Here is a 24,171-nt window from a genome sequence, read left to right as displayed (position 1 = left end):
ATCTTAAAGCATTCCACCGCAAACAGACAAAGTTTGTCCGGTTACGTAAGCGCTCATATCTGAGGCTAAAAACACGCAAACATTAGCAATATCTTCAGTTTCACCGGCACGCTTTAACGGAATATCTTTTTCCCAGCCTTCAACAACTTTAGGATCAAGGATATCAGTCATTTCGGTTCGGATAAAGCCTGGCGCTACAACGTTGGCTCGGATATTTCTCGAACCTAATTCCTTAGCGATTGATTTGGTAAAACCGATTATACCAGCTTTAGACGCAGCATAATTTGCTTGTCCCGCGTTACCCGTTGTACCAACAATAGAACCCATATTGATAAAAACACCTTTACGGGCTTTCATCATCACTTTAGAAGCCGCTTTAGTTACGTTAAAGATCGATTTTAAATTAATGTTGATTACATCATCCCAGTTCTCTTCACTCATACGCATCAACAAACCATCTTTGGTAATGCCTGCATTATTGACCACGATATCAATCGTACCGAATTCGGCAACGATATCGTTAATCAATTGTTCCGCTTCAGCAAATTTAGAAGCATCCGAACGGTAACCTTTAACTTTTGTTCCAAAACTTTGTAATTCCTGCTCTAAGGCTTCGCCTTTTTCTACTGATGATAAATATGTAAAAGCTACATTAGCGCCTTGCTCAGCAAATTTTTCAGCTATTTTACGGCCGATTCCTTTCGATGCCCCTGTAATTAATGCTGTTTTTCCTTCTAGTAATTTCATTCGTTATTTTATTGTTTGTCAGTCTGAGCTTGTCGAAGACCGAATCTATTATTTATTTTTATAATTTGATAATCTTACAATTTCTTCCCAATCTTCTTTGAATAAAGCTTCTTTTTTCTTTCTACTCCAACCTTTAACTTGCTTTTCGGAATCTATAGCATCTTCTATCTGGTCAAATCGTTGGTAATATTTTAAAATGACCGATCTCCTTGAAAAAGTATAAGCGCGAATATTTTCTCCATTATTATGTTGCGAAAGCCTGATCTCCAAATCATTTGTTACACCAACATAATAACTTTTATCAGCACATTCTAAGATGTAGACAAAATAATTATGTATTCTAGCCATAAATATCTTTAGAAACATAAAGTTACTAAAAATATTTCTTGCTAAAATTTTCAAGTTGAGCTTATCGAAAATCCTTCGACAGGCTCAGGATGACAGCCTGATGGAATGTAAATTTTAACTCCAAGCTTAAACAGCCGGTTCCTGCTGACTCAAACAGTGAAAGCTTCCCAAACCCCAGATAATGTCTACAGAATTTATACCGATAACTTTTCGATCAGGAAAACAGCCCTGAATAATAGCTAAAGCCTTTTGGTCGTTTACGTCATCAAAAACAGGAACAATTACGGCTGCATTGGCAATGTAAAAGTTTGCATAAGATGCCGGTAAACGGGTATCTTCATGAATAACCGGTGATGGCATTGGCAGTTCAACAATATTCAATGACCTACCATCTTTCAACTTCATGGCTTTTAAGGCTTCCAGGTTCTCTTGTAACAGGCTATAGTTTTCATCCAGTGGATTACTTTCTACAACCGTTAAAACGGTATCTTCGTTTACAAAACGGGTAATATCATCAATGTGGCCGTCGGTATCATCGCCAACGATTCCATCTCCTAACCATAATACCTGATCTTGACCATAGTATTCTAGCAAATATTGTTCAATCTGCTCTTTGGTTAAATGCGGATTACGGTTTTCGTTCAATAAACAGGCAGTTGTGGTTAGAACAGTGCCAGCGCCATTAAATTCTACTGAACCTCCTTCCATCACAATATCTGGTGTAAACAAAGGTAAATCGAAATGTTTGGCAATTTTTGTCGGCACTACATCGTCCAGGTCAAATGGCGGATACTTACCGCCCCAGGCATTATATCCCCAATCTACAACAGCCTTTTCATTTCCTTTTAGCAAAAATGCAGGACCATGATCGCGGCACCAGGCATCGTTGGTTTCATTGAAATAAAATTCAACCTGACTTAAATCGGCATCTACTTTTGTTAATTCAGAAACAGCAAAAGCTTTCATTTCTTCATCTTTCACATTGATGCGTACCTTTTCGCCTTCGGCAACAGCTTTAATAAACTGGCAATATGGCGTATAAATAGTTTCGATTTTCGCAGGCCAGCTCTCCTCTTTATGCGGCCAGCTTAACCAGGTTGCCTCATGTTTTACCCACTCGGCAGGGAAAACATAACCTTGTTTTTTCGGTGAATAATCGAATTGATTGATATTTAAATCTTTTCTTGGAGGGAAATTTGACATTTCGTGTAGTCTTTTAATTTAAAGGTGCACATTGAGCTTGTCGGAATGTAAGTCCTTCGACAGGCTCAGGATGACACCCATGTATGGTTTTCGCTTTAAGCTTTGGTCTTTAACCTTTCTGCTTAGTCCCCGTCAATATATCTTTTCGTAATCGGTTGATAAGAATCGATCCTTCTATCCCTTAAAAAAGGCCAGTGTTTGCGGAAGAAATCAGATTCTGATAAATCCAGTTCAACTACTTCGGTTTCTTCCTGATCGTGAGAACCTAAATAAAGTATTTTACCCTGTCCGTTTGTAGCGAAACTTCCACCCCAGAATTTCATGGCACCATCCTGCTCAAAACCTACGCGGTTTACACTCACCACCGGAACACCGTTTGCAACGGCATGCGAGCGTTGAATGGTTTGCCATGCATTATATTGATCTTGGTTCGTTTCTTCATCCTGATCCGTAGCCCAACCAATAGCAGTTGGATAGAACATGATTTCGGCACCCATTAAAGCGGTAATACGCGAAGCTTCAGGATACCATTGATCCCAACAAATCAGGATACCAATTTTAGCAAATTTGGTTTGAAAAACTTTATAGCCTAAATCGCCCGGGGTAAAATAGAATTTTTCGTAAAAAGCAGGATCATCAGGAATGTGCATTTTGCGGTATTTACCCAAATAAGAACCATCGGCATCTAAAACAGCTGTAGTATTGTGGTACAGGCCTTCAGCACGTTTTTCAAATAAAGAAGCGATAATGACCACGCCCAGTTCTTTAGCTACCACTTGCAAAGCATCTGTAGACGGGCCCGGAATAGCTTCTGCTAAGTCGAAATTGTCGTAATCTTCAACATCGCAGAAATACAAAGAAGTAAAAAGCTCTTGCAAACACACAATCTGTGCGCCTTTTGCAGCCGCTTCTCTTACTTTCGCAATCGCTTTATTTAAATTTTCCTGCTTATCTTTAGTACAGCTCATCTGCACCAAGCCAACGTTTACTTTCTTCATGTTTTTTTGAAATGAGAGAATGAGAGAATGATTAATGGAGAGAATGTTATGGTAGTTATAAACCGCATTCACCCATTCAAAATTCATTCATTCAAAATTTTCGTCAAAGTTACTATTTTGTTTAAAAGTAGAACGGCATAATTGTGTAATTGTTTTTGAAAAGCTACAGCGGTAATTCTGATTATTGTTAGTCGGGCTATCCATTATAGCTTCGATGAAATATCGGAGGCTGCCATTTCTATCCCGATTAGATGGCATAGTTATTACAGCTATCAACGTAAACCCAGCCAGCGCCTCAAGTCATTACCTAATAAAATGAAAAAACCCCGATTCTCATCGAGGCTTTCCAATCTGATTAAACCAAATTATGGATTAATATTATCCCTTTTAGGTTTTGGTTTTGTTTCTACAATTTCGGCAACGGCCACTACTTCTTTACGTGCCTGTGGATCCATCAGTTCCATCAGTTTCAAGCCCAACAGGCCATCCATTGCTGAACCGCCATGATTGCCACCACTGCCACCAATCAATACATCAGGAATTAGTTTTACATTGCCTTTTGATAACTCTTCGGTGATTTTATAACGGGTAAAGTTTTCTCCTCCCAGGGCTTTAACAGCAAGTTCGTAAGCTTCGGCAGTTGATTTACCTACTGCTAGAATTTTACCTGCTTCGGCAGCACCTGTTAACGAAATCTGTTCAGCCTCTGCCGATGCACGCAATTTAATCGCTTCTGAATCGGCCTGTGCCCTTGCTTTAGTAGATTCTGCCTCGGCATGTGCCCTCATTTTTGTAGCTTCAGCTTCTGCACCAACTGCTAATTTCACCCCAGCAGCATCACCTTCTGATTTTTTTACCGTGGCACTTGCAGTACGTTCGGCAATCTCTACACTTTGTTGTGCTTTCACAATATCTTTCTGCATATCGGCAATTGCAGTTTCCTTCTCCATCCCCTGGCGTGTTTCCTGTGCCTGTTTTTGGGTTTCGTAAGTTACCTTTTGCTCTTCCGCTATTTTACGGTCGGTTAAGGTTTTCATTAACGATTCTGGTGGAACAATGTCACCGATAAGCGTATCAACTGCATTAACGTTATATTCATCAAGCACTTTGCGAATATGTTCTTTAGCCGATTCCTGACGTTCTTTACGGGTACTCAAAAAAGCAATCACATCACTTCCCTGCGCCGAGTTACGGAAATAGTTACCGATGGTAGGCTCTAAAACCTGCGAAACCAGGTTCACCATATTACCAAAACGGGCAATTACTTTTGGGGCCTCAGTGGTTGGCACGTGGATAATCTGCGCCACATCCAAATTGAATGGGAAACCATCTTTAGAACGTACCGTAATGGTTGATAAGTTTTTATCCAGATTATGTGCTTCACTACGTGCCGATGCCCAATTGAGTACCAAATTGGTTGTGGGCACCAGTTCTACCTTCATAATGTATTTGTTAATCGGGTATTTACCTGGGCCAAGCGGCTCCAACCAAACACCCTTAGAGCCTTTACCTACAATATTACCGTGCTTAAAGTCTACACCGGTTAAGTCATTCCCATCTGTACCAATAAATGAGATCACCACACCTACGTAACCGATGGCTATTTCCATCATCGGGATTTCTTCTAATTGAACAGCCCACGGGTTGAGGTTGTAAGAACCCGCTAAAATCACCTGTGGTTGCAAACCACGGTTACCGCCTTGTTTGATAAAGGCATCGAAATTCTGGAAATTATTGTGGCCTTCTACCAGTTTACCCGCAATCTGATTCGCTTCAATTGGTAAACCATCCAACGTAGTTACAATACCCACCATGCTTTCCTGAATGCGGATCATATCGGTTACGGAAACCTGGAATAACATGGTATTGATACGATAAGAACCAGAGGTGATGTAAGAAGTTTGCCGACCCCGCTGACCGCCATTATCGAGAAACTTTACCGCATCCTGGAAGTTATCAGATTCTACCCGCTGTCCGAGAATATTCCCCGTAGGAATTTCGGAACCATCCTTGGCCATAATCAGCCCGATTTTACCTTCTGGAATAATCGTAAACTGCTCCATGGTTACGCTGTACTGCCAAAACCACATCCCGAAATATAGTCCTGGTGCCAATGTTTTTCCCTGGAAACCTGCTTCGCCTTTTACAGCAATAATGCGCCCGTCGGGCAACTCCCTGTCTGAACCAAAGAGCACGAATTTTTTGGTAATCAATCCGATTCTGTCTTCAGGCACAATAACCATCCCGAATAAGAAACGTAAAATATATTTGTATAAAACTACGCACAACAGTGCCACTAAAACCCACCAGTAATTAGAAATGAGCGCTTCCATAATCTTTTATATTTTTTCTGTTTTTTTAGCCTGATAAACCATTTATTAAGCATGATATTGATAGCAAATGATGTGCATTGTTACCATTTTTAACACTTATTATAAAACTATTTTTTATTGACTTTAAAGCCTCAAAGATGATTCAGGATTGATTTAAAGCGAAACACCAACTGCAGATGACATTTTACTAAACAACTTAACTGAACGCTTATAAACGCCAAAAACTAACCATTTAGGTTTACACAGGTAGCTGCAGAGATTTTAAATGTATAAATTACAATTAATAGGAAAAAGGTGTCCTTTTTTAGACCTCATTGTTTGACCAGATTGGGATACACTTAAGGGTTTTAACAAAAAGCTAAAGGTTAAAGAACAGGAATATTAATTATATTTATTTCAACATATAATCTAACATGAGCACGATTAAAGATTTTAGAGATGATTATATAAAACCTTTCGGAGAACTGATCGTACTGATTACTTTCTCTATTTATACGCGTATTGCCTTATGTATTTATCTGGCTTTTAGCAACCCGCTTTCAGTCGAATTTAAATATCTAGCGGTTATTGTATTCTGCATCCCAATTTTAAGATATTTAATTCACTGGATTAATGGAAGTGAAATGCAGGGTGGCTCTGACATGATGGCCATTTGGATCTTACCAATAGTATATGCTTTTGTAACCATGCATATTTTGGCTGTTTACAATTTTTCTTTCTGGTTATCATTGGGAATAATCCTTTTACTGCCATCACTAATTCATTACCAATTTATTATAGTTCCACATTTGCCACTTAATAACCGAACACGGCTATTTACAACCATGTGCTACTATATTTTGCCTTTTTTGCTTGTTGTTAATTATGCGTTCGACTCTTCAAAACCTATCGTTAATAGATATTATGTAATCGATAAGTCGGAGATTACCAATTACACTTATCAAGCAGAGGATGGAGGAACGGGAAGGGATGCAGATTATTATCTGTATTTAGTAGATGCAGAATTAGATGTTCTTCCAGCCAGGTGGATAGATGTTACTAAAAATGTAAATGATAATTCTAATTATTTTCGCCTCAATACGTCTGTAACGATAGATAAGGAAACCTACAAAATATTTGACAAGAAAAAAGAAGTTGATACCATGGGCATTGGGGCAACACATTTTAGGTATTACTTTCTATTGCAAAAAAATATGGCTTACAAGCTTATCAATGTAGATTGGAAAGTATATAACAAAGTGAAAAAAGGGCATTATGTTTTTAAAGAAATACAAAGTGGCCTGTTTGGCATCAGTAGGGTTAACTACAGGTAATCGTTTAAAATTATTATGAGCATAAAAGAAGATTATTTAGACCCCATTACGGATTTTTTATTTTCTATATATACCCGTTTAGGTTTATGCTTTTTCCTCTTGTTTATCGGCCCATTTTCGCTAGCGTTCAGGTGTACCATCATCATTATTTTCTGCATACCCGTGGTTAGGTACATTTGGTATCGATCGGCAAATAGGGTAATGGAAAACAATTTTGGCATAGCAGTCACGGTCATTTCCCCTATATTATACCTGATCGTGTTTACACACATATTAATCATTTATAATTTTTCTATTCCGGTTATAGTCATCCTACTTTCAATTCCCTGTGCAATTTTTTTCGCCCTGATTAAATTTTGGCCTGATGTTTTAGATTACAAAAACAGTCTCTTATCTACAATGTGTTTTTACCTGTTACCATTTATTTTTGCCATTAACTACACTTTTGATTTTGCTAAACCTGTTGTTAAAAAATATTGGATTACAAATGCATATAAACATGATTTTCCTTCTTCAAGTAACGAGGAATCTTCACCTGATGAGTATTATTTCTACCTCGTATCTGCAGATAGTATCCCTAAAGCACCAAACTGGCAAAAAGTTGATGAGGAAATATATTACGATTATAAATCGGTTTTTAGTAAAGCGCTAGCCGAAACCCGATTTGAAAATTATGAAATAATTGAACGGAAAAAAGAAGTCGATCATTCGAATACTCCGCAGTATTATTTTTTATTACAGAAAAAATTTAAATCAACAAGCCTGATGGTTACAGAGCAGGTATATTATCGCTTTCTGAAAGGCGGTTATTTCCACATCGAAAAACACAAGGGGTTGTTGGACATTGGCTGGACAACTTATAAATAATGGAACATTTTAGCAACTACATAAAATCAGTGGGGAGGTATCTTGCAATTTATACTTTTTCGATTTACACGCGCATGGTATTATGTCTGGCACTCACCCTTACCCAAAGCAGGTCTGTTCTATTTAACATACTCATCGTTGTTATATTTTGTTTACCTATTGCCAGGTATATTACTTGTTCTATAATAAAAACTAAAATGGCTGAACGAGAGAATACAGTAATATTTTGCATGTCATGTTTCTTGTATGTTAGCGTGTATGTCCAAATTTTAAATATTTACAGCTTCACGGGCTTGCTTGATCTCTTTATGATATCAATTCCTTGTATACTCCATTACATTTTCTTTTTAGCCACAGACCAACCAAAAACGAATAAAAATTATTTACTTCGTGCCTCGCAATGAAGGCTTTGGCGACCTTAAACCTTTAGCCTTCCAATGTTTATCAGCGAAATGAGATCAGTAATCGACATATTATACCTTTACATAGGTGAAACAGTTGACGCACAGTCGACATTCAAATTAAAAAAAAGATAATTAGAATTTTTCTTTTAAAAGAATATAGCCCTAATTTTTAAATAAACTATAAAAGCTCTTCCCTATACTCCTGCTGTAATTCGAAAAGGCATTTGGCACACAGGCAACCATCGTACAGTTCTGAGATATACTGCACTTCGTTAATGCTTAACTGCACTACGCTGCACTGGCATTTGGTATAAGAATTTGCCTTGCACTCAATAGCGGTTCCACATCTTTCGCAGGGAATGATTTCGTGTTTGCTATGTTTTTGAGTGTTCATTGATTCATTCGTCATAAGTTCATTGGGGCCTGGCACATCGTACGAGTGAACTGTTGAACCAATGGCTAATGATCTAGATACAAAAATAAGGACAAAAAATAAGGTTTTGAGCGTTTACTCAAAACCTTACACTAACATTGCTTAAAAGTTGGAACCCTTACTGCAACAATATTACAGCATAATAATAGCCAGTCTGAGCAGAAACTACATTAACATATTTTATTTGTTGAGGTGAAACTTCTGTAAGGATATACTGCACTCCTTTAATCGTAATTTCCCTTTTAGCGACACTATAAGCGCTGGTTTCTATTTTACTTTCTGCAGCATTGCACTTTTCGGTACCATTATCAATTTTTACTATACCATCAACACTAAAAGAGTAAACATCATCCTTTTCACAATCTACGGGTAAAAGATAAATGTTAAGTAGCGGATTCGAACCAGGATTTTTATCCACCGTAGCTCTTTTCCAAGTTCGCTTAGTGAGATAATCTAAAGGGCCCTTCTCTTCTGTTTCATCTTTTTTACAATTTGAGAAAAGCAGAATGGCAGAACTCATCATCAATATTACTAATCGTTTTTTATTCATATGGATAATAATAGAAAAATTATGGCTAAAAATTACAGCCATTAGCAAGTGCACCGCAATACCGTAAAAAAAGGTTTTGAGCGTTTGCCCAAAACCTTACTTAATTTTGAATATGTAATCGGCAAGCAGGCTTTAAACCTTCAGCCTTCCAACCCTTTACCTTATCCAGAACAGCTGATACAGCCTTCTTCCATTGAACAAACTGGTCCGTCGACGATTTCTTCTGCAACCTGATCTTGTGTCATTTCAGCAGGGATAACGGCTTCAATGGCTTTACCACCCTGATTCTCTACTGTAAACTTAACAGCTTGCGATGCTGCTTGTGTACGCAGGTAATACATACCGGTTTTTAAACCTTTCTCCCATGCGTAGAAGTGCATTGAAGTTAATTTTGAAGTATTTGGTGCATTGATAAACAAGTTTAACGATTGCGATTGGCAGATATAAGCACCGCGATCTGCAGCCATATCGATGATATTACGCATTTTGATCTCCCAAACCGTTTTGTACAATTCTTTAATGTAATCAGGAATTGAATCAATTGCCTGAACAGAACCGTTAGCCAATATGATCTGGTTTTTCATATCGTTATTCCACAATCCTAATGCTACTAAATCTTTCAATAAGTGTTTATTTACCACAACAAACTCTCCGCTTAATACACGACGGGTGTAAATGTTAGAAGTATATGGTTCGAAACATTCGTTGTTACCTAAAATCTGCGAAGTAGATGCTGTTGGCATTGGCGCAACCAATAATGAGTTGTACACCCCATCTTTAACTACTTTTTTGCGCAATGCGCTCCAGTCCCAACGGCCGCTATCTGGTGTAACATTCCATAAATCGAACTGGAATTTACCTTTTGATAAAGGAGAACCTTTAAAGGTTTGGTAAGGACCATTTTTAACCGCTAAATCGTGCGAAGCCGTCATTGAAGCGAAATAAATCGTTTCGAAAATGTCTTTATTTAAACGTTTAGCCTCATCACTTTCGAAAGGTAAACGCATTAAGATAAAAGCATCAGCCAAACCTTGTACACCTAAACCAACCGGACGGTGACGCATGTTTGAATTTTCTGCTTCCTGAACAGGGTAATAGTTATGATCGATGATTTTGTTCAGGTTTAAAGTAGCCTGATAAGTTACATCGTATAATTTTTGGTGATCGAAAGCACCGTTGATTACAAAACGAGGCAATGCCAATGAAGCTAAGTTACAAACCGCAACTTCATCTTTAGAAGTATACTCGATAATTTCGGTACACAAGTTAGAGCTTTTGATGGTACCTAAGTTCTGTTGGTTAGATTTGCTGTTCGCTGCATCTTTAAACAACATATATGGTGTACCGGTTTCAATTTGCGAATCTAAAATAGCAAACCAAAGTTCTTGCGCTTTAACGGTTCTACGTCCGCGGCCTTCGGCTTCGTATTTAGCATAAAGGGCTTCAAACTCAGCGCCGAAACAATCGGCTAAACCTGGTGCTTCGTGCGGGCAGAATAAGGTCCAATCGCCATTATCTTTAACACGTTGCATAAACAAATCGTTAATCCAAAGGGCATAGAACAAATCACGCGCACGCATTTCTTCTTTACCATGGTTTTTACGAAGATCTAAAAATTCGAAAACATCTGCATGCCAGGGCTCTAAATAAATAGCAAAGGCACCTTTACGTTTACCTCCACCCTGATCTACGTAACGTGCGGTATCGTTAAATACGCGTAACATTGGGATAATACCGTTACTTGTACCATTTGTACCACCAATGTATGAACCTGTTGCACGGATATTGTGGATACTTAAGCCGATACCACCTGCACTTTGCGAAATTTTAGCGGTTTGCTTTAAAGTATCGTATATACCTTCGATACTGTCATCCTGCATGGTTAACAAGAAACATGATGACATTTGAGGTTTTGGAGTAGCGGCATTGAACAAAGTTGGTGTAGCATGTGTAAACCAACGCTCGCTCATTAAGTTATAGGTTTTGATTGCGCTCTCGATATCTTCTTTGTGGATACCAACAGAAACACGCATAAACAAATGCTGCGGGCGTTCTACAATCTGACCGTTAACTTTTAAAAGGTATGATTTTTCTAAGGTTTTAAAACCGAAATAATCGAAACCGAAATCGCGGTCGTAAATGATAGAACTATCTAAAATCTCTGAATTTTTATTGATGATTTCCATCACATCATCAGCAATAAGCGGTGCTGATTTTTGTGCTTTAGGATCAAAATACTCATGCAACATCTTCATCGTACCTGAAAATGACTTAATGGTATTTTTGTGCAGGTTGGAAACCGCAATACGCGATGCCAGCAAAGCGTAATCAGGGTGCTTTGTTGTTAACGATGCTGCTGTTTCGGCAGCAAGGTTATCCAGCTCTGAAGTAGTTACCCCATCGTATAAACCCTCGATCACCTTTTTGGCTACATCGATCGGATCTACAAGGTCTGAATTTAAACTATAGCACAACTTTTGAATACGGGCTGTGATTTTGTCAAATTGCACCGCTTCTTTGCGGCCATCTCTTTTTAGTACGAACATATTTTATGAGATTTAAGTTTATATTAAGTCGTGAGTATCAAGTATCAAGACTTAATCATCACTTTTGTATTTTTGTTATTTATTTATTAGTATCGAGTAGCGGGTAACAAGTATCAAGATTTAAGTATCAGGTATCGAGATTAAAACAACCTTTTGCCTTCTATCTTTTAACCCTCTACCTTAAAAGTCTTCATCTAAAGAAAACGCTTGTTTATTATTATCAGCAGAGGTTAATACACCACTTTTTTGATAATCGCCTACACGTTTCTCGAAGAAATTGGTTTTACCCTGCAATGAAATCATTTCCATAAAATCGAATGGATTGGTTGCATTGTAGATTTTTTTGTAACCCAGCTCCTGTAACCATCTGTCGGCTACAAATTCGATATACTGACTCATTAATTTTGCATTCATACCGATTAAAGCAACCGGCAAGGCATCTGTAATAAATTCTTTTTCTATTTCTACCGCATCGCTGATGATGCCATGAACAGCTTCTTCACTTAATTTATTGCTTAGCATGCTATATAACAAACAAGCAAATTCACAGTGTGAGCCTTCGTCTCTCGAGATCAGCTCGTTACTGAAGGTTAATCCTGGCATTAAGCCACGTTTCTTTAACCAGAAAATAGAGCAGAAACTTCCGCTGAAGAAAATACCTTCAACTGCAGCAAATGCCACTAAACGTTCGGCAAAAGTTCCGTTTTCGATCCAGCGTAAAGCCCATTCTGCTTTTCTTTTTACTGCAGGAACAGTATCAATAGCATGGAATAAGCGGTCTTTTTCTTCAGGATCTTTAATATAAGTATCAATTAATAAAGCATAGGTTTCGGCATGGATGTTTTCCATCATAATCTGGAAACCATAAAAACAACGCGCCTCAGGCAATTGAACCTCACTCATAAAGTTTACTGCAAGGTTTTCGTTCACAATACCATCACTAGCAGAAAAGAAAGCAAGGATGTGAGAAATGAAATGCCTTTCGCCATCATTTAAATTATCCCAGTGTTTCTGATCATCAGAAAGATCAATTTCTTCTGCCGTCCAAAAACTAGCTTCGGTCTTTTTATACATTTCCCAAATTGCCGGGTACTTAATCGGCAAAAGCACAAACCTGTCTTTGTTTTCTTGTAGTAATAATTCCTGTTCCATACGCTGATGTTTTTAATTCTATTTTTTTAACAGAGCCGACAAAGGCACGCATCCATCAATTTTATATGATGATTGTAATGTCTTTTATCAAAACGCTGTTGTGAAAGTGCTAACCCTATAACCTGACAAACAACTGAGTTTTTAGTTAGGAAAATTTAAAATTACAATCGGGATGATGTACGCATAAATTACTAAAAACTAAGCTTTTATATTTGTTTTCAAGCGCAAGAAGTTAAAGAACTTTGTTAAACAAATATATATACGACAGCCCTTTTTTGTGAACCAAAGTTGTTAACACCCGACCTCATTGCTGGGGAAAAACGATCAGCTAAATATCATTTTCAAGCGAAAAAAAAGCTAATCGTTTCTTTTCAAGGGTTTAACAAACAAAAATGAGTGTTAATAACTTAAATTTTAGGGGTGTAACTGCTCCGGAATAGAGCTAAAAAGAGTATTACTCAACAGTATAACTGAGGCTTACCTTAGCGATGCCTTTATGGTAGATACCGATCTGTTTTGCAGCACGTTCAGACAAATCTATTGCTAGTTTTTTGGAGTACGGACCGCGGTCATTTACCTTCACCACAACCGATTTTCCGTTATCAGGATTGGTTACGGTAACCAGAGTACCGAATGGCAGGGTACGATGCGCGGCAGTAAGTTTTTTTGATCTGTATTTAGCGCCGCTTGTGGTTCGGCGACCTTCGAATTTTCTGTGATAATAAGTAGCGAGAACTGTTTTTTTGATACTATCCGGTTCATTTGATGAATCAGAATTTTGTGCTTTACCTTGTAAAAACAGGAAACAAAAACTTAATAACAGCAGATACTTCATAGGCTAAATTTTCTTTATCGAGCCTGCAAATATAAGCATTTAGTTTATAATCAATAATTTGTGGAAAAACAGCCCCGTTTTGTGCATTAAAAAAGGTGTACAGCTTATCGCCGTACACCTCTACCTAACCCTACTATACCCACCTTATTTTTGATCTGGCACGAAATTCATCGAGATGGAATTTACACAATGACGAGCGTCTTTATTGGTAAATCCTTCGCCTAAAAATACGTGACCAAGATGCGCGCCACAATTGGCGCAAACTATTTCTGTACGCGAACCATCTGCATCGGGAATACGCTTTACTGCACCTTTAATTTCGTCATCAAAAGCTGGCCATCCGCAATGTGCATCAAACTTACTTTCTGAACGGTATAGTGCCGCATCACAACGTTTACAGGTATAAGTTCCTTTATCTGTTGTATGCTCGTATTTACCTGTACCAGGGTATTCTGTACCTTTATTTACAATTACTCTTTCTTCTTCGGGTGTTAATGGATTCCAGTTCATTTTCTTCTTTGGTATGATTTGTTCTGTTTCCTTCGGTTGTTTTGCAGCTTCTTTATCTTGCTTTTGAGCACAAGCTGAAAGACCTGTAATTAAAACAACAGCAGAAATCAAAAATAGTTTATTCATCATCGTTTTCATATGTCAATATACGGTTTAGATTGCGTTTTGGTTCGCTGGTTTAAGGGAATTGAGTAGTGTTTACAAAGGAATGATAATTCCGTTTGGAGTTGGGAGTTTTCAGTTTTGGGTGCAGAACCTCACCCTGACAAAGTTTGAGCGGTATGTCCTTTCTGCAAGGCCCTCTCCTTGAGGAGAGGGAAACGTGGGTTAGTACTTTTAACCCAAGAGCCAAAGCACGGGCACTAAGAATTGCAAATCCTTATGGGAAAAAGAAAAATGTTTATGGTTTAAGAAACATCAATAAACTGCTAGGTTACACTTCCCAAGCCCTAAATCCCTCTCTTTAAGGAGAGGAACAGCACCAGTTAGCCTCAACACTGACTTTGATAGGGAGAGGTTCTTTGCGCCTTAGCGATTAAACCAATCTTTGCAAACTTTGCGGTTAAAATAAGCAGGTAAAACAAAAAGCGCCTCGAACCTAATCGAAACGCTTTTCTATAACGAGATTTTTAAATCTTATTTTGCTAATTCTTCTGCCATTGCAGCACCGATTTCAGCAGGACTTTCTACTACACGGATACCACACTCACGCATGATTTTCATTTTAGCAGCTGCAGTATCATCAGCACCGCCAACAATAGCACCAGCATGGCCCATTCTACGTCCCGGAGGCGCAGTTTGACCAGCGATGAAACCAACAACAGGTTTAGTACCGTGTTCTTTGATCCAACGTGCTGCTTCAGCTTCCATACCACCACCAATTTCACCAATCATGATGATACCGTGAGTTTCAGGATCGTTCATTAATAATTTAACCGCTTCAACTGTTGGCGTTCCGATAATTGGGTCGCCACCGATACCGATCGCCGTAGTAATACCTAAACCAGCTTTAACAACCTGATCTACCGCCTCGTAAGTTAAAGTTCCTGATTTAGAAACCACACCAACATGACCTTTTTTGAAGATAAAACCTGGCATGATACCAATTTTAGCTTCATCAGCAGTGATTACACCCGGACAGTTAGGGCCGATAAGGGTAACATCACGATCTGCAATATATTCTTTAACCTGAATCATATCCTTTGTAGGGATACCTTCGGTAATACAAACAATAACTTTAATACCACCTTCAGCAGCTTCCATAATTGCATCAGCAGCAAAAGCAGGTGGCACAAAAATGATAGATACATTTGCACCCGTTTGATCAACGGCATCTTTAACAGTATTAAAAACAGGCTTTTCTAAATGCAATTGCCCACCTTTGCCAGGCGTTACACCACCAACTACGTTTGTACCATAGGCCAGCATCTGCTCAGCGTGGTAAGTTCCTTCGTTTCCGGTAAAACCCTGAACGATAACCTTAGAATCTTTATTTACTAAAACGCTCATGTATCAATATTTTTTTTGTGCAAAGCTAATATTATTGAACTGGAATTCAAACCTAAAACCATATTATTTAGTCCGTTTTTTCAGGAAAATGTAAGGAAATGGTTTATGGCAGCTATAGCCCGTCATACGCTTTATCCAGAAGTAAAGTTGAGACTGCCTCTATAGGGCTTTGGTACGAAAAATAAATGTTTTTTGGCACCACATCAGGAACAAGCCTTTCGATTATAAACCTGACAGCAGCGAACACGTAGTGCAACGAAGTAAAGCGGATGGCAGGGCTTTAAAGGCCAAGAACCACAAACCGTTCGTTTTCAAATCAAAATATTAACGCTTAGGATTAGGAAATGAGCGGTTCAGCACTTTTGGAGGGCTTCAGCCCCGCTCATTTGCTAAATCCAGATGAAAAATCTGAATACCGCTCCGATCGGGTTTAGAAACTTAAACCTGTGACACGGAAAACCGACATAGTAGCAGAAAACTACCTAAACTAAACCTGATCGAACGAATGCCATTTTTCATGGCAGCAGGCAGAAATTAACCTATGTAATACTACAATTGCTTTCCTGAAAATAAAAAACCATCAAATAATAGATATTAAGATCGTCGGTTGTTTTTGGAGCGCTTGTCACTCGCTTTTTTTCATTTAGTCCTGCTCATTGCTAAATCCAGATGAAAAATCTGATACGGCTTCCGATCGGGTTTAGAAACAAAGTGTTGATACCTGTAGCAACATCCGGGTAAAACGCTTAAATTTACTTTTCGAGCGGAGAAACTAAAGCTCAAAGACTAATGATAAACCCTTATGATTAAGAAATTAATTCCTGTTGTAACTGTTTTTGCTGCTGTTTTCATTTCTATAAGTGCGCGCGCACAAAGCACGGATACGAGTAAATATATCCTTCAAAATGATACTGAAGTAGCCAAAGAAGAAGCAGGCACGCACAATGGCGGAGGCAAAACGATTGGTTTTAACTTTTTCGCCAAGACCAAAAGCCTGAAAACAGCCTTTCGGAAAAGGATTTTGAAACCAGGTTCCTCTATCGGTTATCATTTGCAAAAAGAAGATGAAATTTACTATGTGATTAGCGGAAAGGGAACCATGCAAATGAACGGAAAAACCTTTGCAGTTAAACCTGGCGATGCGATTTTAACCCGACCGGGCAGTTCGCATGGCATTACTCCGAATGCGGATAACGACCTGGTGATTTTGATTGTTTATGAGAAAAAATAAGGTTCAAATTGCAATGTTCAACAACAGGGTTTAAAAAAACCGTCATCTCGACTGAAGTGCAGTCCCGAAGTTTCGGGAGAGCGCTCTATCTTGATAGATTTCTCGACTACGGTACACTTCGCTCGAAATGACGATCCTTTTTATCTTATTACCTGAAATGATTACTAGTCAACTCAGGACTTATTTCCATCCTTTTACCCATTCGGCTTGTGCAGCTTCATCATGGAAAGTCCAGGCTACAAAGCGACTGATTTTCTGTCCCTGGCTCATTTGAACGGTACGTACTTCAAAAGCATCGGCCTTAACTAAAGCATTATAAATACTTTTAAGATTTGCACTTTTAGAAACGAGTGAACTGAACCATAAAACCTGATTTTTAATTTGTGCACTCTGAATAATGATTTGTTCTACAAAGGCACGCTCGCCGCCCGGGCACCAAAGTTCGGCCTTATTTCCACCGAAGTTCAATACGTGTTTTACTTCTTTTTCGTTTCCGCCCAGGTTACGCCATTTCTGACGGGTACCTTGTTCAGCCTCTTTTAACGAAGCATGAAATGGTGGGTTACAAACAACGGCATCAAAACGTTCTGTTCTACCTACAATCCCTCTAAAAATGCCCATTTTTGACGATTGCTGACGAATTTCGATAGCACCCTGTAATGGTTTATTGGCTTCGATAATTCGTCTTGCCGATTCAACCGAAAGTGGATCGATTTCAGAACCAACAAAATTCCAGCCATATTCCTGGTGGCCAATAATCGGGTAAATACAGTTGGCGCCTACTCCAATATCGAGTACATTGATTTTGGCTCCTTTTGGATTTTTACCTTTATTGCTCGACCCTAATAGATCGGCAACATAATGGATATAATCGGCCCTGCCCGGAATGGGTGGACAAAGAAAATCTGCAGGGATATCCCATTGCTGAATATCGTAAAAATATTTCAGCAATGCTCTGTTTAATGCTTTTACAGCATTTTGATCGGCAAAATCAATAGAATCGTCGTTATGCTCGTTTTTAAAAACGAAAGGTCTTAAATCTTTTGAAGTTGCAATAAGTTGTTTGAAATTGTAACGCGAACGGTGTTTGTTGCGTGGGTGTAACTCGCTCTTTTCTTTGCGGTTATTTTGTTCTTCTTGAGCCAATGTGCTATGGATTAATTAAACAAGCTGTGTGCATGTTTCTGCTGCAAAGATAGTTAATTAGTTGGGAGTTGGGAGTTTTTAGTTGGGAGTTAGCAGGTGGGCTAGTTGGGAGTCGGGAGTTGGGAGTTGCTTAGTGACCTGGCATTTGCTCCCAAAACTGAAAAGTCCAAACTGAGAACTCTAAACTAACTCATTACTCCAAACAAACTATCCTTTTTCTATCCTGATGGCTTCCCTGTATTTCTCTTCGTCGAACTGGCTTTCGCTTTTGGCAATTACAATGGTGGCAATACCGTTACCGATTACGTTGGTAATAGCCCTTGCTTCGCTCATAAAACGGTCTACACCAATTAATATGGAAATGTGTTCTATCGGCATAATTTTTAAAGCGGTTAATGTTGATACCAGAACTATAAAACCACTACCTGTTACTCCCGCAGCACCTTTTGAAGTGACCATAAGCACGCCTAATACTGTAATCTGCTGCCCCAGGGATAAATCGACATTAAACACCTGACAAAGAAATATAACCGACATGGCGAGGTAAATTGCGGTACCATCAAGGTTAAAGGAATAACCTGTGGGAATTACCAAACCCACAACGGATTTATCGCAACCAAAAGATTCCATTTTCTGCATCATGCTTGGCAAAGCCGATTCGGAAGAGGAGGTACCTAATACAATTAAAATTTCCTGACGGATATATTTGAGGTAAGCCCATAAACTGAACTTATAATACCTACAGATTCCGTTTAATACAATAAAAATGAAGAGCATACAGGTTAAATACACTGAGCCCATCAATTTGGCCATGCCCACAATACTTTGCAAGCCGTGTGTACCGATACTGAATGCCATCCCACCGAAAGCTCCGATTGGTGCCAATCGCATAATTACCTTCATGATTTTGAAAAGCACTTTAGATATTTTATCAAAGGCGTTTAAAACACTGGCACCATCTCCACCCAGTTTGTTTAACCCATAACCAAAAAGAATGGCAAAAAGCAAAATCTGCAGGATGTTTCCTTCTGCAAAAGCTGCAATTACATTGTGTGGAATAATATGAAGAAAAAATTCTGCCCAGTTCATATCCCTGGCTTGCTCAGCATAACCGGCGATTTTTGTTGCATCACCAGTTTTGGCAATCATTCCGGCGCCGGGTTTTAAAATATTGGCTACCAGTAAACCAATGGCAATGGCTACTGTACTCACAATTTCGAAATACAAGAGTGCCTTGCCTCCTACTCTACCAACTTTCTTCATATCGCCCATGTGTGCGATGCCCAAAACAATGGTAAAAAATATAATTGGCGCAATTAACATGCTGATGAGGTTGATAAAACCCTGACTGATTAATTTGGCAGTCGGTGCAAAGCCCGGAAAATAAGTACCAACACTGATCCCGATGATGATGGCAACTAAAACCTGAAATGTTAAATTGGAAAATATCTTTTTCATTTATGCGTAGGAAAAATGAAAGATAGGGTAATTTTTCTTTTTGTTTAAACAGCAGGTTAAAATAGGAGTTAAAAGTAAAAGCCTATCCTGATTTCTCGAGATAGGCTTTTGCTTAAATGGGATTGAATCGCAATATTATTGGTGCACTCGTTAAAAACGAGCGCAAGTTCCGTGTTATTTAGGGTTTAATATCAATGACATCACCTGCAGTAAAAATGCCAAATTCTGCCTGTTTAAATTTCAGCAGGCCTTTATCGGTTTTTTTAAGGTCTTTCGGGTTTGATAAACGGATTACCTGACTTTCGCCGGCAACCGTAGCTTTATTGCCATGTACAATAATGGCGGTACTTTCATCGATACCTACACAAACCAGATCGGGATGGGCAGCCAAAGCAGAAATCAGGCGGTTATACCGGTTGCGCTTTAAAAAATGCTGATCGATAATGGTATTTTGCAGCAAACCCATTCCTTCTGCAAATTCGATATTTTTATCCCAAAGTTTGTTAAAGGTTTCTTTGTAAACGGTATCTAACAACTGTTTGCCGGTAATCATATATTTGCTCATTACCGCAGCGCCGGCACTTGTACCTGCAACGGTAGCACCATTTTGGTAAGCCTTATGGATAGCGGTATAAACGGGGGTATTCAGTACCGATTTCATAAAACGGTTTTGGTCGCCACCTAAAATATAGATCAGCTTTGCCCCTGTAAGGGAATCGATCCATTTTTTATCGTTTACATCGTGTTTACTAAAGTTAAAATTCCGGATGGTTCTGTTATCCAGTTTTTTCAACTGGGTAGAAATGGCTCCGAAACCTACATCGGGTACTTCGCTGGCCATCGGTAATACAATAATATAATCGTTGGTTTTTAATGCTGCCGTATTCAGCATTTCTTTCATCAAAGCATCTGATCGGTCGCCACCACCGATAATAAACAAGTCGCCTTTTGGGCTTACCTGTGCACTTACCGATAAAGAAAAAGCGGCAAGCCATACTATAAAAAACAGTTTCTTCATTATTTATAAATGTTTACCTCAATTTTTCCATCGGCAGTTATGGTACCGCGGTACATACCTTCGGTATTAAATGGCATGGCTACATTACCTTTTTTATCCAAGGCAATTAAACCGCCATCGCCACCCATTTTGCCTACTTTATCCAATACAATTTTCGAAGCTTCGGTTACTGAAATGCCTTTATATTCCATTAAATCGGAAATGGTTTTGGCCACCACATTGCGGATATAAAATTCGCCCCATCCGGTACAAGAAATACCGGCAGTTTCGTTATTACAGTAAGTGCCAGCCCCAATGATCGGCGAATCGCCCACCCTGCCGTATTTTTTGTTCGTCATGCCACCGGTTGATGTTCCTGCGGCCAGGTTACCCGCTTTATCTAAAGCCACACAGCCTACGGTACCAAATTTGTAATCGTGGTTAATGGTTCCTAAAAGGGAAGATTTTTTACTTCCATGATCTAATACGGCTTTGGTAGAATCTTCTTTAATGGCATCCTGCAAACCGTCCCAACGTTCTTTTGTCCAGAAATATTTAGGATTTACAATTTCCAATCCTACTTCTTTGGCAAATTTATCTGCCCCATCTCCAAACATCATTACATGTTCCGATTTTTCCATCACTGCCCTTGCTGCAGAAATTGGGTTTTTAACGGTTGTAACACCTGCAACTGCCCCAGCCATTAAAGTTTTTCCATCCATAATAGCTGCATCCAGTTCATTCCTGCCATCGTGCGTAAAAACAGCACCTTTACCTGCATTAAAATGTGGGTCGTTTTCTAATACATGAATAGTGGCTTCAACGGCATCAAGACTTGATTTACCGGCTTTAATTTCGGCATAACCTGCCTGTAACGCTTTTGTTAAGGCGGCTACATAAGCGGCCTCTTTTTCAGGCGTCATGTTTTTCTTTAAAATGGTACCTGCGCCACCGTGGATGACCATTACATATTTTTGCTGCTGTGCAGCAACATTTAAGGTGAATACTGAAATAAGCAGTACCACAACTAATTTTAATGCTTTCATATTATTTTTATTGATCTTTTTTACTTAAAACGCCATTATCAATCCACCACCAGTACCATTTGCCTCCAGTGGCTTCGCTTGCTTTAAAGTTAGCAACATTAAAGTTTCCGCCACCATCAACCGAGGCAGGAATTTCGTAAACGGAAACCGCTTTTTCTCCGTTGTTCCAATTTACTTTTTGGTTTGTCTCAAACAATTCTGGTTGTTTGGCTACATCAGGAACAATGAAATAAGCATAACTATAAGCTCTTGTTGCAGAATAATCGCCAAAAACCTTTGCTTTTCCATCGGCATCAATACACACCGCGGTTCTTTCGTCGGCAGCAATACATTTTGCAGGTGTTTTAAAATCTTTATTGATCCTTCCTAAAAACACGAGTGATCTCCCTTCGCGATCGCGTGTTAAATAATGTTGATCGGTGATTACATTTTGCAAATAGGGTGCTTTCAGGAAATCGTTATTGTAAAGGGTAATGTTGGCATCGTAGGGATTGGCCAGCGCCTGGGCAGAGGTTACACCACCAGTTTCGCCACTGTAATAAAAACCGCCTAAAATAGCACAACCTGCACTGGTACCGCCAACAGGTGCTTTCTTATCCTTCAACAAATAGTTTAAAGCTTGCTCGGTTTTGGTGCCTTTCCAATATTTCATGTAATCAGACTGATCCCCTCCTGCAATAAAAACCATTTCTGCATTTCGGATAATGTAGGCTACACCATCATCATTCGCCAGTTCCCTTGAATTGATCAATAAGGTTTCCACCGAATTTACGGCTCCCAATGCATTTATAAAAGGATTGTAAGCATCAGTTCCGGTGGCACGAAGAATAACCACATCCCCACCTCCACTTCTTGCTATCATCCACTTAAAAGCAGCTTCTACATCAGCGCCGCCACCCATTAAAACCATGCCACCGCTAACAGGCTTCACCACATTAGCAGTATCGCCTATAATGCCAATAGAACCTGGCCTTTTCGTTATTAATCCTCCTTCTGAAGGTTTTGCAGGGGTTGGTGTTGTACCTTCCGATTTGCCGCAGCCAATAGATGAAATGCAAAAAACCATTAAGAGCGCAAGCAGTGATTGTTTCAACATAATATTTAAATTAAACCGGGGAAGGGATAACTTCCCCAGCCAGGCCATCCCTTAGTAATTAGGGTTTTGAACAATATTTTTATTAACAGAAATTTCTGTTGCAGGAATTGGTAAGGCGTATTGTGCCTGCGTTGGCGACAAAGTAAGTGCGCTCTGTGTTGCTGCAACATCTGCTGCAGTTCTTTCGATTACCATATTTCTACGTTTTAAATCGAAGAAACGATGGCCTTCGAATGCCAGCTCTTTATATCTTTCATCATAAATGGCTGCAATTAAAGCTGCTTTATCTGCAAAAGCTGCATTAACATAACCATTAATTCTTGCAGCGCGTAAAGTATTAATATCTCCAGCGGCATCTCCTGTTGTTTCTGCCCTTGCTTCTGCTCTGATCAGGTACATCTCGCCAGTTCTAAACTGTTTTACATCTGCTAAACCAGGGGCAGAAGATGTTCCGCCAATGTATTTATTGACCAGATATTTTGATTTTGTACCTGTACGCGTATTATCGAATTTAATGTAAGGTACAAACCTGATATCGTTTACCTGATCAAAAGTTGCAATCAGTTTAAACGAAGGCGCATATAAAACATAGCTACCCGATTGTCTAAAAAAGAAATCGCCGGTTCTCGAATCGCCGGTTACGCGTTTTAATTTCCAGGCCACTTCAGCATCGTTAGCATCTGTCCAGATACCCGGAAACTGTGCCTTTGTAGCCAATGGTAATGCCGCTATTACTTCTGTTGAGTAGGTAATGGCATCGGTCCAGTTTTTTTCGTACAATGCTACGCGGGCCTGAATGGCTGAAACTGCAGTTTTGGTAATTCTTGTTTTATCTGTAAAAGTTGCGGGAATTAATGCTTTAGCCGCAATTAAATCTGTTTTTGCTTTTGCAATTACAGCACCAAAAGTTTCTCTGGCTGGATAAATAATAGCAGACTTTTGCATATAAGTAATACCCAATGCACCCGTTTGATAGGAAGCGGCATAAGCTCTTAATAATTCGAAATGTAAATAAGCACGTAAAGCCAGCAACTCACCTTTATAACGATCGGCTAAGGCAACATCTGCACCTGTAAAAGTTAATTTATCCAAGGCTTCTAAAACGCGGTTTACTCTATCTATAGCCGTATAATTAGTATAATACAAACCTGTAACAGAGCCGTTAGAACCATTATACAACCACCTAAATGCGTCACTGTTGCCTACTGTATTTTCTTGAGGGTAAATGGCCTCATCCGAAACGATTGAGCTATAACTCAGGGTAGAATAATCAATTGGGGCATAAGCACCAATTACACCTAAATTAATATCGTTAATATTTCTGAATGCCTGTTCTGGCAAAATCAAATCTGTTGGCTTAAAATCTAGTTTGGTACAAGATGCGGCCAATAATACAACTGCCAATAAAACAGTGCATTTTGTATATATTTTGTTAATCATAACTGATTT

Annotated in this window: 21 protein-coding genes; 3 read left to right on the top strand and 18 right to left on the bottom strand. The window is 39.0% G+C overall.

The features are described 5' to 3' along the window. Positions 1 to 3 precede the first annotated feature (3 nt). The 5 genes from fabG to R2R28_RS18205 all read right to left on the bottom strand — a co-directional run bounded on the left by fabG (position 4) and on the right by R2R28_RS18205 (position 5,629). On the bottom strand, positions 4 to 747 hold the full coding sequence (gene fabG / locus R2R28_RS18225) for a 3-oxoacyl-[acyl-carrier-protein] reductase (RefSeq protein WP_057933957.1): 744 nt from the start codon (positions 745 to 747) through the stop codon (positions 4 to 6). A 48-nt stretch (positions 748 to 795) separates the two neighbouring features. Beyond that, the gene (locus tag R2R28_RS18220; RefSeq protein ID WP_316827117.1) at positions 796 to 1,095 is read right to left on the bottom strand and encodes a GIY-YIG nuclease family protein; all 300 of its coding nucleotides are present in this window, start codon (positions 1,093 to 1,095) and stop codon (positions 796 to 798) included. A gap of 126 nt (positions 1,096 to 1,221) precedes the next feature. After that, complete coding sequence (locus R2R28_RS18215) at positions 1,222 to 2,298, bottom strand: agmatine deiminase family protein (protein ID WP_316827116.1); 1,077 nt, start codon at positions 2,296 to 2,298, stop codon at positions 1,222 to 1,224. A gap of 122 nt (positions 2,299 to 2,420) precedes the next feature. Continuing rightward, the gene (locus R2R28_RS18210; protein WP_316827115.1) at positions 2,421 to 3,296 is read right to left on the bottom strand and encodes a carbon-nitrogen hydrolase; all 876 of its coding nucleotides are present in this window, start codon (positions 3,294 to 3,296) and stop codon (positions 2,421 to 2,423) included. A 365-nt stretch (positions 3,297 to 3,661) separates the two neighbouring features. Then, on the bottom strand, positions 3,662 to 5,629 hold the full coding sequence (locus R2R28_RS18205) for an SPFH domain-containing protein (RefSeq protein WP_316827114.1): 1,968 nt from the start codon (positions 5,627 to 5,629) through the stop codon (positions 3,662 to 3,664). A 413-nt stretch (positions 5,630 to 6,042) separates the two neighbouring features. On the opposite strand from R2R28_RS18205, the gene R2R28_RS18200 reads away from it, so the two are divergent. After that, positions 6,043 to 6,942 (top strand): hypothetical protein, encoded by a 900-nt coding sequence (locus R2R28_RS18200; RefSeq protein WP_316827113.1) that lies wholly within the window; start codon positions 6,043 to 6,045, stop codon positions 6,940 to 6,942. A 15-nt stretch (positions 6,943 to 6,957) separates the two neighbouring features. Beyond that, complete coding sequence (locus R2R28_RS18195; protein ID WP_316827112.1) at positions 6,958 to 7,809, top strand: hypothetical protein; 852 nt, start codon at positions 6,958 to 6,960, stop codon at positions 7,807 to 7,809. Positions 7,810 to 8,391: 582 nt separating this feature from the next. Here R2R28_RS18195 and R2R28_RS18190 read toward each other — a convergent pair. The 7 genes from R2R28_RS18190 to sucD all read right to left on the bottom strand — a co-directional run bounded on the left by R2R28_RS18190 (position 8,392) and on the right by sucD (position 15,748). After that, positions 8,392 to 8,607, bottom strand: coding sequence for a cysteine-rich CWC family protein (locus R2R28_RS18190; protein WP_316827111.1), 216 nt, complete (start codon positions 8,605 to 8,607; stop codon positions 8,392 to 8,394). Between the two features lie 157 nt (positions 8,608 to 8,764). Further along, on the bottom strand, positions 8,765 to 9,196 hold the full coding sequence (locus R2R28_RS18185) for a hypothetical protein (protein ID WP_316827110.1): 432 nt from the start codon (positions 9,194 to 9,196) through the stop codon (positions 8,765 to 8,767). Between the two features lie 161 nt (positions 9,197 to 9,357). Continuing rightward, complete coding sequence (locus tag R2R28_RS18180; protein ID WP_316827109.1) at positions 9,358 to 11,742, bottom strand: ribonucleoside-diphosphate reductase subunit alpha; 2,385 nt, start codon at positions 11,740 to 11,742, stop codon at positions 9,358 to 9,360. A 180-nt stretch (positions 11,743 to 11,922) separates the two neighbouring features. Further along, positions 11,923 to 12,894, bottom strand: a complete 972-nt coding sequence (locus R2R28_RS18175; RefSeq protein WP_025145778.1) for a ribonucleoside-diphosphate reductase small subunit — start codon at positions 12,892 to 12,894, stop codon at positions 11,923 to 11,925. A gap of 454 nt (positions 12,895 to 13,348) precedes the next feature. Then, the gene (locus R2R28_RS18170) at positions 13,349 to 13,729 is read right to left on the bottom strand and encodes a septal ring lytic transglycosylase RlpA family protein (protein WP_316827108.1); all 381 of its coding nucleotides are present in this window, start codon (positions 13,727 to 13,729) and stop codon (positions 13,349 to 13,351) included. A gap of 144 nt (positions 13,730 to 13,873) precedes the next feature. Then, positions 13,874 to 14,377: a methionine-R-sulfoxide reductase gene (locus R2R28_RS18165; RefSeq protein WP_316827107.1), complete on the bottom strand. Its 504-nt coding sequence runs from the start codon at positions 14,375 to 14,377 to the stop codon at positions 13,874 to 13,876. Between the two features lie 498 nt (positions 14,378 to 14,875). After that, complete coding sequence (sucD, locus tag R2R28_RS18160) at positions 14,876 to 15,748, bottom strand: succinate--CoA ligase subunit alpha (RefSeq protein ID WP_090501663.1); 873 nt, start codon at positions 15,746 to 15,748, stop codon at positions 14,876 to 14,878. Positions 15,749 to 16,550: 802 nt separating this feature from the next. On the opposite strand from sucD, the gene R2R28_RS18155 reads away from it, so the two are divergent. Continuing rightward, positions 16,551 to 16,979, top strand: a complete 429-nt coding sequence (locus R2R28_RS18155) for a cupin domain-containing protein (RefSeq protein WP_316827106.1) — start codon at positions 16,551 to 16,553, stop codon at positions 16,977 to 16,979. Positions 16,980 to 17,159: 180 nt separating this feature from the next. Here the strand turns inward: R2R28_RS18155 and rlmF are convergent, their stop codons facing one another. From rlmF to R2R28_RS18125, 6 genes are all read right to left on the bottom strand, one after another. Further along, positions 17,160 to 18,125, bottom strand: a complete 966-nt coding sequence (gene rlmF, locus R2R28_RS18150; protein WP_316827105.1) for a 23S rRNA (adenine(1618)-N(6))-methyltransferase RlmF — start codon at positions 18,123 to 18,125, stop codon at positions 17,160 to 17,162. Between the two features lie 207 nt (positions 18,126 to 18,332). Beyond that, positions 18,333 to 19,583 (bottom strand): C4-dicarboxylate transporter DctA, encoded by a 1,251-nt coding sequence (dctA, locus tag R2R28_RS18145; protein WP_316827104.1) that lies wholly within the window; start codon positions 19,581 to 19,583, stop codon positions 18,333 to 18,335. A gap of 178 nt (positions 19,584 to 19,761) precedes the next feature. Beyond that, positions 19,762 to 20,601 carry a cyanophycinase gene (locus tag R2R28_RS18140; protein WP_316827103.1) on the bottom strand — a complete coding sequence of 280 codons (840 nt, stop codon included), beginning with the start codon at positions 20,599 to 20,601 and terminating at the stop codon, positions 19,762 to 19,764. Then, entirely contained in the window at positions 20,601 to 21,626 is a 1,026-nt protein-coding gene (locus R2R28_RS18135) for an isoaspartyl peptidase/L-asparaginase (protein ID WP_316827102.1), read from the bottom strand. Before R2R28_RS18135 ends, R2R28_RS18140 begins: the two co-directional genes overlap by 1 nt. Before the next feature lie 7 nt (positions 21,627 to 21,633). Further along, positions 21,634 to 22,722, bottom strand: coding sequence for a cyanophycinase (locus R2R28_RS18130; protein WP_316827101.1), 1,089 nt, complete (start codon positions 22,720 to 22,722; stop codon positions 21,634 to 21,636). A 51-nt stretch (positions 22,723 to 22,773) separates the two neighbouring features. Beyond that, a complete protein-coding gene (locus R2R28_RS18125) occupies positions 22,774 to 24,162 on the bottom strand; it encodes a RagB/SusD family nutrient uptake outer membrane protein (RefSeq protein WP_316827100.1) in 1,389 nt (462 codons plus the stop codon). Positions 24,163 to 24,171: the final 9 nt, after the last annotated feature.

It is taken from the genome of Pedobacter miscanthi (assembly GCF_032678605.1).
In the GTDB taxonomy this organism is placed as follows: Bacteria; Bacteroidota; Bacteroidia; order Sphingobacteriales; family Sphingobacteriaceae; genus Pedobacter; species Pedobacter miscanthi_A.
This window is presented reverse-complemented; position numbering and strand designations above follow the sequence as displayed.